Source organism: Paenibacillus sp. UASWS1643, assembly GCF_008693195.1.
GTDB classification, from domain to species: Bacteria; Bacillota; Bacilli; order Paenibacillales; family Paenibacillaceae; genus Paenibacillus; species Paenibacillus amylolyticus_B.
Map to the genome: position 1 here is coordinate 102,312 of NZ_VXKZ01000097.1, position 13,319 is coordinate 115,630.

The 13,319-nt window shown below is 45.6% G+C and carries 9 protein-coding genes; 1 reads left to right on the forward strand and 8 read right to left on the reverse strand.

All coding sequences use genetic code 11. The features are described 5' to 3' along the window. Positions 1 to 272: 272 nt before the first annotated feature. On the reverse strand, positions 273 to 3,431 hold the full coding sequence (locus tag FE296_RS06140) for a copper amine oxidase N-terminal domain-containing protein (protein WP_190945052.1): 3,159 nt from the start codon (positions 3,429 to 3,431) through the stop codon (positions 273 to 275). Between the two features lie 316 nt (positions 3,432 to 3,747). Here FE296_RS06140 and FE296_RS06145 point away from each other — a divergent pair, with 316 nt between their 5' ends. Continuing rightward, positions 3,748 to 4,716: a hypothetical protein gene (locus FE296_RS06145; RefSeq protein WP_150364511.1), complete on the forward strand. Its 969-nt coding sequence runs from the start codon at positions 3,748 to 3,750 to the stop codon at positions 4,714 to 4,716. A 148-nt stretch (positions 4,717 to 4,864) separates the two neighbouring features. Here FE296_RS06145 and FE296_RS06150 read toward each other — a convergent pair whose 3' ends face one another. The 7 genes from FE296_RS06150 to FE296_RS06180 form a co-directional block, all read right to left on the reverse strand. Further along, complete coding sequence (locus tag FE296_RS06150; RefSeq protein WP_150364512.1) at positions 4,865 to 5,452, reverse strand: GNAT family N-acetyltransferase; 588 nt, start codon at positions 5,450 to 5,452, stop codon at positions 4,865 to 4,867. A 50-nt stretch (positions 5,453 to 5,502) separates the two neighbouring features. Beyond that, positions 5,503 to 6,795, reverse strand: coding sequence for a threonine ammonia-lyase IlvA (gene ilvA, locus FE296_RS06155; protein WP_150364513.1), 1,293 nt, complete (start codon positions 6,793 to 6,795; stop codon positions 5,503 to 5,505). Positions 6,796 to 6,858: 63 nt separating this feature from the next. Beyond that, positions 6,859 to 7,749 (reverse strand): alpha/beta fold hydrolase, encoded by an 891-nt coding sequence (locus tag FE296_RS06160; RefSeq protein WP_150364514.1) that lies wholly within the window; start codon positions 7,747 to 7,749, stop codon positions 6,859 to 6,861. 360 nt (positions 7,750 to 8,109) lie between these two features. Then, positions 8,110 to 8,715, reverse strand: coding sequence for an alpha/beta hydrolase (locus FE296_RS06165; protein ID WP_124118641.1), 606 nt, complete (start codon positions 8,713 to 8,715; stop codon positions 8,110 to 8,112). A gap of 14 nt (positions 8,716 to 8,729) precedes the next feature. Continuing rightward, complete coding sequence (locus FE296_RS06170) at positions 8,730 to 9,680, reverse strand: ring-cleaving dioxygenase (protein WP_411860562.1); 951 nt, start codon at positions 9,678 to 9,680, stop codon at positions 8,730 to 8,732. Between the two features lie 253 nt (positions 9,681 to 9,933). After that, positions 9,934 to 11,016 (reverse strand): hemolysin family protein, encoded by a 1,083-nt coding sequence (locus FE296_RS06175; protein WP_124118555.1) that lies wholly within the window; start codon positions 11,014 to 11,016, stop codon positions 9,934 to 9,936. 246 nt (positions 11,017 to 11,262) lie between these two features. Further along, positions 11,263 to 12,600: a hemolysin family protein gene (locus FE296_RS06180; RefSeq protein WP_150364515.1), complete on the reverse strand. Its 1,338-nt coding sequence runs from the start codon at positions 12,598 to 12,600 to the stop codon at positions 11,263 to 11,265. Positions 12,601 to 13,319: the final 719 nt, after the last annotated feature.

Sequence of the window (13,319 nt, forward strand, 5' to 3'; positions counted from 1 at the left end):
ACATTGGCCACTCTGTTTCGTGTAAATGTTTAGTTCGATCTATATAGCCAACTCCCCTTTATTATCCAATAATTGGTTCAAATTCAACATTGGTCTAAGGAACCGTTCTGGCGACAAATTTTTTATCAAGTGAATGGCCGCGAGGATGTTCAGCGGTGTCTACGCGGGAATATTAAAAACTCCCTTTCCGGTTGGAAAGGGAGTTAATGGATTCGAATTCCTAAAATTCAATTATCCATTATGAATTTCAACCGCGTTTGCCTATCTTAAAATCATGAACCCTGCGTAGTGGATAGCTCGTTTGTAGCAGATGGTTGAGTTCCATTACCGCCTGAAGTCCCCGCGCCCGAATTGTCAGTTCCCTGACCAGTGCCAGAAGGAGCTGGCAAAATCTCAAATGTGCCTTCTGCACGGACAGATGTATATTTCGTCGGATCACTCACCACTGAGACTACCGAAACTTTGTATTTACCCGCTCCGAAAACTGCATCCTCTGAATCCTTGGCGGAAATTCCAATATCCACTGTTGCTAAAGGAGCACCACCTACACTAACATCTTTTAAAACTCTCCCAGTAGTTCCTGAGCTGCTCTCTTCTTTAATGATATACACATCGTAACGAGCGATGCCTACTTCATTTGGCTTAGTGAAACTTATATTAATGGAAGAAGCACTTACAGTTGTTTTTAGATCTATTACACTATCAACAGGCGTTGGTGCCTGTTTTTTCGCGTTAATTGTGAAAGCAGCAGACGAAGTCATACTTGATTCCCTTTTACCATCAGATGATTCGGACAAAATAACAATCTTGTATGCTCCAGCTTTGATCTCGTCACCATTACTATCGGATAAAGAAATAGGAAGTTCTGTAACTGTACTTGCAGAAACATCGAGTGAATTGCTGGATTTCGCAGTTTTTTTGGCCGCATTTAGATCGAAAGCTGTAGAAGCAGGTACTACCATTAACACATAACGTCCAATGGCTTGATCAGGGACTGGTTTTGTATATGTCACTTTTACATCGGTAGCATTACCTGCAGCTTGCTCTTCTTTCTTAACTTCAACATCAGTGATTGCGACTTTCCCAACTTCACTAGTAGTTACAGACAACCTAACATCGTAATAGACCGTAGATAGAACATTCGAAATAGTACCGGTATTGCTCAACGCCAGTACAAATATACGATAGTCTTCATCATTTCGAATATCTGCGCCATCTGTCGTTCTTGCATTATTTAAAGTCAAAGTGTAGTTTCCGCTTCCTCCAGTTTTACTCTGGGGAATAAAATTAGGATTTCGATTCGCTTCTGCCAGATCAAATCCACTTACATTCGTTTTCTTTACTACAAACACACGGTAGTGATGAACGTTAGTCTCATTCGCCGATCTATTAAACGTCACACTTATGTCGCTACCATTGCCATTATCGCCAATATCCTTTGCTGTGATGCTTGTTGGTGCAGTCAATACAGCAGTTTTGGATAATGTGATTAATGAAGAATAACTAGACAATGCATTCTGGGTAGCATTCCCACTGTTGCTCACCGATACAACAAATACACGATAACTCACACCTTCTTGGACTTTAGAACCGCTTGTATCATATGCATTTGGAAGCGTAACGGACAAGTTACCACCCGTTTTGTTCACCTGCGTATAGTAGTTCGACGCATTAGCTGCGCTTAGTGTGAAGCTGCCCACATTAGCGGAACGAACTACATATACTCGGTAGGCAGAGATTCTGGACTCATCCGCAGCTTTGTTGAAAGAAACCCGTAGATCACGCCCATCACCGTTGTCACCAATATCCGCAACAGCCAGGTTGCTAATAACTCCCGCGTTACCGGTTGTTGTCAGTCTCAGCACAGTGGAGGAAGCTGACAGCGCATTGGTGTATCCATTTTGCTGGTTGCCCACCGCCATCACAAAGATGCGATAATCTTGCAGATTCGTTACGTTATAACCGCTTGTGTCCTTCATGGATGAAGGTAATGTCGTTGTAATGTTGTTACCTGTTTTGTTCACCGTATAGTACAGACTGGAGGACAGATTGCTTGCTGTCGTCAGATTAAAGCTGCTGGCAACCGAGTTACGCACCACAAAGACGCGATAATTCGCCACCTTGGACTCATCCGATGAACGGTTGAAGCTCACCTGAATATCACGACCATCTCCATAATCCGAGTTATCCTTCACCTGCGTAATTACTGGAGACGTTGCTGTGTTCACGGACAGTGTAAGTGAAGATGATGCTGCGGACAGCTTGCTGTCTGTTGTTGTATTAGTGCTTACCGACAAGATGTAAACCACATACGCTGTACCGCTTTTGATCAATTCGCCGGACGTATCCCGTGTCGAAGAAGTCAGCTTGCTTTTGACCGCAGCCGTGTTGCCTTTGTATATGATCGTGGAGTTCGCACTGGACACTTTGTTTGCTGCAGCCAGATTGAATGCGGAAGAGTCCTTCGCTTTGACTACAAAAGCACGATAATACGTAATGTTCGATGTCGTGCTCGGCTGGGTGAAGTTAATCTCCAGATCGCGTCCATCGCCATAGTCGCTAACATCTGCAGCACGCAGACTTGTAACCGCTTGTACTGTGGATTTTACATTATTGAGCTTCAATGCTTGAGAAGACCAGTTTAGTGCATTTTTATAATTATTGCTGCTGTTACCAACAGTCAGTACATACAGACGATACGTTTCATTGCTGTTCAGCAAATCCCCGTTTACGTCACGCGTCTGTGCATTAAGTGTCAGTTTCGGATTGCTGCCATTTGGTGTAATAGATGTATAGTTTGCAGAAGGTACGGCAGTTGCTGAGGACTCTGTAAAGGTATTCACATCGCGTGTTTTCACCAGCATAATTCGGTAAGCAGATACCGCCTTCTCTGAAGTTGGACGTGTGAAGCTCACGGTCAGGTCACGACCATCTCCGTTACTTCCGGATACCGAACCGTAGATGTTCCATGCAGCATATTGTGTCTCATCTACTGGAGGTGTTGTCGTTGTCTTGATATCTACACGTTGATTACGTGAGTTCCAGAATACTTTTTCTCCAAAAGCTTCACTGACAAAACGAATTGGAACCATGGTGTTTCCTTTAATCGTGTTCGCAGGTACATCCAGCGAGATTGCTTCCCCGTTGATGTATGCCGTTTTGGAACCAAGTTTCAAAGTAACTTCCTGATCATCGCGAGTTGCAACAATCGTTTTGGTTCTGTTCGTGTACTGTACCTTCGCATCCAATCCTTCAAAAATCGACCGAAGCGGAACCAGTACGCGTCCACCTTTCATGACAGGTGCCTGAGCAGATGATAACTCTGCATCATTAATGTATATGCTGATTCTCGCGGCTGCATCCATAACCGACGTTGGAAGTGCGGACATCAGCATGGCCGATACAGCCAGCGCTGACATTACCTTCTTCACTTGTTTTCCTCCCGCTTTCCTCATATCCCATATCCCCATTCTCGCAATTAGTTAACATCGAAATAGATTCGCTGTTCATTTCATTAATTCCTGTATTTTCCTATGCACAACTAAGACGTTCCGATCAGCTCAAAAGTTTCCAGTTGTACAAAAAATATTTTCTCAGAATTCTCCCTCTATCTTCCACCCTCCAAAAGTTAAAAATAACAGAAGAATTTGTCACCATTCCGCAACCACATCCGACCCCATTTGGGTTAAGGTATAGTGACTAGTGAACAACACCTATCATTTTCTCAACTATGGGAGGTTCATATCTATGACATCATCGTTCCAATCTGCCAAACGTAAAGGCATGCGCACCTTCATTACAGCCACCGCCATCCTCATGCTGCTCCAAACGGCCGTCGCTCCATTATCCGGAGTCGCTGTTGCCGCTTCTTCCAGTACAGATACCAAAGTCACGACTGCCAGTTCAACAACAATATATAAAACATTTCAGTCCATGCTCTACAAAAAGAACGGCTTGCCTGCCGCGGATATTTATCTCGAATCTCATATCGATCAAGTTACGACTCATCATGCAACCCTGATGGTCTTACAGCTGGAGAATGCCCGCAACAAGGCGTTAACAGCCATGACGGACCGTCTACTGGTGCCTAATGTTCAAGACAAGATGATCAAAGCCTACAAATGGAATGATAGCTTCACCACACTCATGTCCCGCACCAACGACACCAGTCTGCGTGCGCTGCTCCAGCAAGCACGGGATAGCGGTTATCGTCTTGTTATGCTGGAAGGTTCACTCTATCCGATCATGAATTATATGGCTTTTCAGAAATATATCTCGTACGTGAAACCAGACATCAAACAATACATTAATATCATGGCAGTTGAAACCAGCAACCTTGCCGCCGATGATGGTGCACTGGTCATTGGCTATCAGGAGATACTCAATCGCGCTTTGAATCAGGAACGATTCCTGAACGAATATCCGAAGTCCAATCGGGTACAACAGGTGAAGAACCTGATGAATAACTATAGCTTGTATACATTTTATGGCCTGAATAATACGCCTTTATTTGACTATGATACGAACAAAATGACTGCCAATGCCCAGAAAGGTTACAAAGCTGTCTTACAACGTAACTCCTCCGAAGACAGTGCCTTCCTGACCAAACTCGAAAAGTTCATGGACATCGTAACCGAAGCCAAATTCGAGAAAACGGCCACTATCGAGAAATGGCTGGAACAGAATGTGCCGGTCAGCGACTATGCGAATTATTGAGTTAATCCGTTCCCAGAGTTAATATCCGGTTCAAATTCAGGCTAAATCCCAACAGTTAACACGACAAAAACCGCCACAGGATTCGCTCCTGTCGCGGTTTCTTCTTGTTTCTATAGTCACAACTGACTTAACCCGTTAGCTCCCTGTACTATTGAATCGGTTTGACCATATGATTATACTCATGTCCTGCGATGACAATCACATCGTCTTTGACATATCCCTGCCGTTCGTACAGCATTAGCGCTCGGCCGTTGTCTCGTTCTACAATCAAGGATACCTGCGAGTGACCCAGATCTCTGCCCTGCTGCTCAAAAGCAGCCATCAGTGCCCGGCCGATGCCCTGCCCCTGATAAGCTTCACTTACCGAAAGAGTATCCAGATAATACTCCCCCGGACGGGTTTCTTTAACCAATGCATACTTCTCTTCCCGGCTTCGTCCAGGTCGATCCAGAATCGGCTGGTCCAGACGATCTGCTTCTCCGCCATCATAGGCTACCAGAATCCCCGCAATCAACCCATCCTGCTCCATCACTGTCATATGACGATAGCTAATCCGGTTGTCTTCATGTACATAAAACGCCTGCAAAATCTGCATCGCCTTCTCATGATCCGCCTCACCCGCTAGCGAGTAAGCAATATCTCCTATCGCCTGATGCAGTAACGGAATGACCTGATCTGCATCTTCCATGCGCGCAGGTCTGATCAAAAGGGATGCCTCGTGGTGATCTGCTTGCATACTTCATTTCACCTCCGATTGCATGCATGACTGCGTTTTGGAATAATTCATCAGATTAACATGTTGAACAGATTTAGATTTTTGTTCAGCTCGGTATAGGCGATACCTTTGCGGTTCATACGCTCAATGAGCGGTTGGTAATCTTCCTTGTACATCAGCTCAATGCCCACCAAGGCAGGGCCATTTTCCTTATCATGCTTTTTCGTATATTCAAACCGGGTGATATCATCATTCTTCCCTAGAACTTCCTCCAGGAATTCACGTAAAGCTCCTGCACGCTGCGGGAAATTAACCATGAAATAGTACTTTAGCCCTTCATAGATCAGGGAACGTTCCTTGATCTCCTGCATCCGGTCGATATCGTTGTTCCCGCCACTAATAACACAAACCACCGTCTTGCCCACGATTTGCTCACGATATTGCTCAAGCGCCGCAACAGCCAAGGAACCGGCAGGCTCGACAACGATCGCATTTTCATTATATAGTTCCAGAATAGTTGTGCAGGCCTTGCCTTCTGGCACTTTCACAATGTCATCAAGTATACTATTGCAGATATCAAAGGTGAGATCGCCAACACGTTTCACCGCTGCGCCATCCACGAATTTATCAATATCATCCAGCGTCACAACCTGTTTGCGGAACATCGCCTCACTCATGGAAGCTGCACCAAGTGGCTCAACTCCAATGATGCGTGTCTCTGGACTCACGGTCTTCATATAAGTTCCCACGCCGGCTGCCAGTCCTCCGCCACCAATTGTCACGAATACATAGTCGGCATTCTCATCGAGACTTTCCATGATTTCCATCGCTACCGTACCATTACCTGCAATAATCTTCGGTTGATCAAAAGGATGGATGAACGTCATGCCCTGTTCGTCACATGCACGCATCGCTTCAGCATACGCATCATCATACGTATCCCCGATCAGCACCACTTCAACATTACTGCCACCAAAACGTCTTACCTGCTTCACCTTTTGGTTCGGGGTTGTACTCGGCATGAAGATTTTGCCGTTAATCCCAAGGGCATTACAGCTAAAAGCAACACCCTGAGCATGGTTGCCAGCACTTGCACAGACAATACCTTTCTCCATCTCGGCTGGTGTCAGACTGCGAATCATATTATAGGCGCCCCGAATTTTGAAAGAACGCACCACTTGAAGGTCTTCCCTTTTCAGATACACATTACAGTTATATTTGGCCGACAATACAGCATCCCGCTGTAACGGCGTTCTTACAATGACCTCACGCAGCACATGATGTGCGCGCACGATATCTTCCATGCCAACACTGGCACGACCGGGACTTGTGGTTCCCGTTGGTTCTTGTTCAACTGGTTTCATGTTGTCTCCACACTCCGCTTTTATGGTCTAGCAATGTCGCGCACTGCTTTTCTTTGTATTGTATCACTTTTGTTCTGTTCTTGCGCTTGAGCTTACATCATTTATCATTCGTACAATTTCATCAATAATGACCTGAGGGTCTGTATACATAACCATATGTCCGGATTGATCCGCCCCAATCCATCTCGCATTGGATAGCTGGCTCACCGTCTGGCGATGCGCCGTGATGAGGGCAGGTCTGATTTTTCCCTCTCCCTTGCCCGGTTTCGTACCCGAGATCACGCTGACTTCCAGATTACCCAGAGCCGGAGGATGTTCCAGCAGCGCTGCCATGTCATTCAGAAATGTTCTGCCTTCCGCAAGCATCGTGTTAGCTGCCCGTACAGTGAAATCCTCCTTGAGATGATCCGCCGCCACATCGTCAGGCTGAACACTTCCAGCTTTGCTGCCAAGCATCTTATATAAGCCAGTCCGCGCCATGATTGGAATAATGAAACCATTGATGGCAAAGCTCTTTCTAGTAAGTTTGGAAAAATACATTTCGCAATGCTCGTCTGATGGATCTACCAGAATAATGCCACGTAATCGAGATAGATGTGCATCCGCCGCAGCCCGTACAATCGGACCTCCCCAGCTATGTCCAACCAGAATAAATGGGCCAGGGCCCAGCGCAGTCAGCAGTTCTCCAAGATCCCCTGCAATGCGTTCAAGGCTGCGGGGAGCCGAGTCCACATCACTTCGTCCCGCCCCTGCCCTGTCATACACGACTGCACGTGCATGCTCAGCAATGGCTGGTGCAACCAGTCCCCAGTTTGATCTGGAGGCGCCCATACCGGACTCAAATACAACCGTCAGTTCTCCTGTTCCTCTGGACATATAATGTAGTTTGCGACCATCGCGGGTCTGAACAAACGCACTTGAGCCAAACGTATGTGAGCTAGGGTTAAGATTCATGTTCCCCTCCTGATTACATGCATAGTCATCTTTCACCGAATCTAATTGAAAATGATTATCAATTACTTCATTATAGAATACTCCATGCTTTACGACAACCATGTTGCTTCAGCAAGTTACAGCAGTCCTGTCACCTCTGTCACGTTGCAAGGATCATCCCCCGTCCCACCGTTCCTTTTCCGCTCCTTTTTCCTTATGAAAAAGAAAACCCGATCCATGATCGGATCGGGTAACTGTCCCAGCCACTATGCGGCTGGCCCTCATATACACCTTCTTGTTGCTTCGTACGCAGCTCCTGCAATATTGCACAATCACTCAATGCAAGGATGAACGAGTACTCGGTTTAGAGCTATCTCTACCTTACGCCTGTGTCTTAAACCAAGTTGCCGCAGCTTCTGCCTCGGTACGAGTCAACTGATGACCCTGACGCTCCCAATACGTGTTTACATCGGCACCTGCACCGCTCAGCAGCGAAGCAAGTTCCTCCGTTTCACGTCTTGGTACAATTGGATCGTTCTCGCCCGCACCAATGAACACAGGCAGACCTTTCAGATCCGGCAGTTCCAGTCCGCGCAACGGTACCATCGGGTGATGCAGAATTGCACCTTTGAATACATCTGCTTGATGGAAAATCAGGCTTGCTGCAATGTTGGCACCGTTAGAGTAACCCAGTGCATACACGTTGGACCGATCAAAACCGTATTCCACCGCAGCTGCATCTACAAAAGATCCCAGCTCTGCCGTACGAGCAATCAGATCTTCTTCGTCAAAAATGCCTTCGGCTAGACGGCGGAAGAAACGGGGCATCCCGTTCTCCGATACATTACCCCGCACCCCAAGTATGCCAGCTCCTGGTGCGATCATCTCCGCCAGACCGATCAGATCGTTCTCGGTTCCGCCTGTGCCGTGAAGCAACAGGATTGTTGGAGCATCCGGCTGAGCACCTGCTTTATAGATATGTTTCATTGTATTGGTTGTGGTCATGATTTGGACTCTCCTTTCCATTCACGTACTTCAATTCGTGGCAACAATTGTTCAATCTGCTCACGCTGTGGTTCATACCATTCAGGCAACATCAGTTTCTCACCCATGCTGTCTGCTGGTTCATCCCGTGCAAATCCCGGAGGATCCGTAGCAAGTTCGAACAGTATACCACCCGGCTCCCGGAAATACACAGCGTTGAAGTATTGACGGTCAATGACTGGCGTTGGATGATACCCGGATTGTTCAAGATCCTGCTGAATTTGTTCATGTTCCACGTAATCTTTGGCACGCCATGCAATATGGTGAACCGTTCCGGCTCCGCCAATCCCGCGCTGGATACCTGTCGACTGAATATCGATGATCTGACCAATATCGCCGCTTGCCTGAAGACGAAGGAGTCCGTTCTCTTCACCGACTTGCTCCAGACCCAGTTTGCTCACCAAGACGTCCATGGTTTTTTCAGGAACGTGGCTGAACAATACAGCTCCGCCAAATCCTTTGATGGCATGCTCCGGTGTCACACCGTTGAAACTCCAGTTGCTTGGCTGACCGCCTTCACGCTCAACCAGTTCAAGCAGCAGACCGCCTTTGTCGAAGAAACGAATGTACTGCTCACCAAATCTGGTTTTATTTTCATATGGAATGTCGAAGGAAGTAAGACGTTCTTTCCAGAAAGGCAGGCTTCCTACAGGAACCGCATATACGGTAACTCCAGTCTGACCTGACCCAATGACACCTCTTCTTGAATTTTGCTGTGGGAAAAAGGTAATGATTGTACCCGGTGCACCCTGCTCGTTCCCGTAATACAAGTGATATACGTCTGGTGCATCAAAGTTAATTGTTTTTTTCACCAGTCTGAGCGCCAACACACCTGCGTAAAAATCAACGTTTTTCTGTGCATCGTCTACAAAAGCTGTAATATGATGAATTCCTGAAGTTCTGAACATAATCTCCACTCCCTTGGTTTTAGTTGTATCATAGGTTGTTTTTGCTTCTTTTATTTATTGCTTTTCGTTATTTATCTTTAAATTAAGATTCTTTAAATTTATATTAATCCATTGGACCTCAATATGCAAGCTTTTATTTTAAAATTAAGATTTAAACCAAAAAGCAGGCCCCGATCACATCGGGAACCTGCTTTTATAGTTAGAAGAATTACGTTACTTCGCTAATACTGTATCACTTTTGTATTACTGCTTTTTAAACCAGTTTCATTCTTTTGGGTGGATTCACCAAATCTTTATGCTCGTATTCATCCTTGATATCTCCGACAATCTCTTCAAGGATATCCTCCATTGTAACCATCCCTACCGTAGCACCTGCCTCGTTTTTCACGGTTGCAATGTGTACACGGCTTTGCTGCATCTGGATCAGTACATCCTTGATTGGAGAACGCTCGGAGAAACTCGGCGTATTGTGAACAAATGTCTCCATATTGAAATCTCTGCCCGCAGCTACACTCGTCAGCATTTCTTTTGTGTTAATAAAGCCCACAAAATGCGCCTGATCCCCATTTGCAATAACAGGGTATCGCGTGTATTCATGTCGATTCAGTGTCTCAATGATCTGATCAAGCGGCATTTCCTTATTCAGAGTAACAATTTTATCTCGTGGAATCATAATCTCCTGAAGCAAACGCTCATCAAAAGCAAAAATGTTTTTGAGATAGTCCAGCTCCGTCTGGTTAATCTCGCCACTCTCATAACTCTGTGCCATAATCAGCTTCAGCTCTTCTTCGGAGTGAACGGTATCATGGCCGGCAGGTTTTACACCAAATATGCCAAGCAACAGACGAGCAGCTCCATTCAGCGCGTAGATGAACGGATTCATGATTTTACCGAACCAGTACAGTGGTGGTGCCAGCAACAGCGTCATTCTCTCTGCAAACTGAATCGCCAGGGTTTTCGGTGCCAATTCACCGATAACCACGTGCAGGAACGTAATGATCGCCAGAGCGATACCATAGGAAAGCACGGTAGACAATGCCGCCGGCACTTCCATTCGCTCAAAGAGCGGATGCAGCATTTTCTCAACGGTAGGTTCACCCAGGGCTCCCAATACCAGCGCTGTGATGGTAATCCCCAATTGACATGCAGACAAATAATAATCCAGGTTGTGCGCCACTTTTTTGGCCAGTACTGCCTTTTTGTTCCCTTCCGAGATCAATTGATCGATTCGGGACATCCGTACTTTAAGAATTGCAAATTCGGCTCCAACGAAAAAGGCTGTCAGACCTATAAATACGGCTACTAAAAATAAATTCAAGGCTATTATTCCGTCCAATGATTTCCCTCAGTTTGAGGGATTCACCTCCAAGTAAAATTTATATTAAGGTTGCACGAGTGACGTTCCGGTGACGGCTCGTTCTTCCGATCGCCATTGCCTCCAAATTTCCCTGATTGTTGTTTTCAAAGGTTTAAAATTGGTTTGCAAACGCGAACGCTGCGCTTCTTCAGAATCGATTCCGTCCCCTACACTGCTACGTTATCGCAAAAACATTTAAAATTTTTAAAAGATTTTGGGGCAAGATCACGCCAGATCGCTAGTAGCTTCCTCAACCTGCGCGCCATTTACCCGCTCCAGAAGAACTTGTTTGATGTGATAATTTTCGGTATCCACAACGGTCCAGACATAATCGCCGTGTTCTACCGTGTCGCCTTTTTCCACACCTACACCCTTCTGGTACTGAATCCATCCGGCCACGGTGTCCATCTCTTCGTTTCCTTCAAAGCTAAGCCCGAACTGCCGCTCCACTTCATCCAAAAGTACCCGACCATTAATGAGATATTGATTCTCTCCGGTCTCCTGGATATCGGCCACCTCATCGGCATCGAATTCATCACGAATCTCACCGACAAGCTCCTCCAGAATATCCTCCATCGTAATGATTCCCGAAGTACCGCCGTATTCATCCACAACCACGGCCATGTGTACACGTTCCTGCTGCATTTTAATCATCGCATCCTGGATACGTGTTACTTCGGAAACGAATGGGATCTCACGAACGAACTCGCTTAGTTGATATGATCTTGCGGCTACCATGTCAGGCAAAATCTTTTTCACATTCACAACGCCGATAATGCGGTCCTTGTCCCCATCCTCGATGACAGGGTAACGTGAATAGTTATGTTCATCCAATATAGGAATAATATCGTCATAGGTCATCTCCTGATCTAACGTCACCAGTTCCGTACGGGGTACCATGATGTCTTTGGCATCACGTTCGTCGAACACAAATACATTTTCCAGATAAGAAAGCTTGGTCTTGTTGTCCTCGTCTCCTTCATAACTCTGGTTCATGATGATCTTGATCTCGTCCTCCGAGTAGGCTTGATCATGTTTGGCAGGCTTTACACCGAATCCTCGCAGAAGAACACGTGAGGTTCCATTAAGCGCCCAGATGAACGGATACATGATTTTACCAAACCAGTATAGCGATGGGGAGAGCATCAACGTCAGTTTTTCCGAAAACTGAATCGCCAGCGTTTTCGGTGCCATCTCACCAATAACCACGTGCAAAAACGTGACGAGGATAAAGGCAATTGCATAGGAAGCAATTGATGATATCGAAGCAGGTACGTCTAAATAATTGAATACCGGGTATAACAATCTCTCAACCGTCGGTTTTCCGAGCGCTCCCAGTCCTAGAGCAGTGACCGTAATACCGAGCTGACAGGCTGACAGATAATAATCCAGGTCCGAGACAACTTTTTTGGCGAGTACAGCCTTTTTATTGCCTTCGGCAACCAGTTGATCTACTCTTGATGTACGAATTTTGACTACAGCGAACTCCGATGCTACGAAAAATGCAGTCAATGCAATCAAGATAATAAGTAAAGCGATATTCAATATGGTAATTATGTCCAATGATTTCCCCGATTCTCAGGGATTCACCTCCAGAGATAGTTACAGCGTGATCCGTTAACTACGTTAACCATTCATGCGCTGTTTGTCGTTCATCATGGCGTATGCCTTATATGAAATCGAATAATGATCATATTTGTATATGTCGTACTGTTTGACCTTGTAAAATACAAAACAGGAATTCAAGATGAAGTCAATGACTTGCAGAAACTTCTCCATTCAAATCGGGTTTACCCCTCATGCTGTCAATTGTTCCTCGCTTAACTCCACCTAGATTCGCCATTTGGACAATTTACAATATCGCCTACCCAATAGATATCCACCTCCCCTCTTACTCATTCCTGTTTCCGAAAAGTATACCATGTTTCCCGCTCAACCATCCAGTTGCACGTCATGGTTTGGAACAAGGTTACAGTATAATGTTCACAAATTAGTCTTTATGTATGTTAGGTACTTTCTATAATATGATGGTTATTACCTCATAATGTGATAATCTTCACATGTTTAGTATAGTCCAATTTATAAAAATACTACCCTTTAGTTTAGGGCGCTAAACATGCCTGATCTCCCTGATCTCCCTGATTTAATCCCGTTTTGCATCTTACCCATATTCTTTCCCGTATAGACAAGTCCGGCCGTTTGCACAAGATACATCTATATACGTAGCAAAGAGCCCGCAAGATGCAAATACCTTTCCGGTATACATCTCTACGGGCTCTTAT

Coding starts and splice junctions, on each gene's coding strand:
- FE296_RS06145 (WP_150364511.1), top strand. CDS start 3,748: ATGACATCATCGTTCCAATCTGCCAAACGTAAAGGCATGCGCACCTTC.
- FE296_RS06150 (WP_150364512.1), bottom strand. CDS start 5,452: ATGCAAGCAGATCACCACGAGGCATCCCTTTTGATCAGACCTGCGCGC.
- ilvA (WP_150364513.1), bottom strand. CDS start 6,795: ATGAAACCAGTTGAACAAGAACCAACGGGAACCACAAGTCCCGGTCGT.
- FE296_RS06160 (WP_150364514.1), bottom strand. CDS start 7,749: ATGAATCTTAACCCTAGCTCACATACGTTTGGCTCAAGTGCGTTTGTT.
- FE296_RS06165 (WP_124118641.1), bottom strand. CDS start 8,715: ATGAAACATATCTATAAAGCAGGTGCTCAGCCGGATGCTCCAACAATC.
- FE296_RS06170 (WP_411860562.1), bottom strand. CDS start 9,680: ATGTTCAGAACTTCAGGAATTCATCATATTACAGCTTTTGTAGACGAT.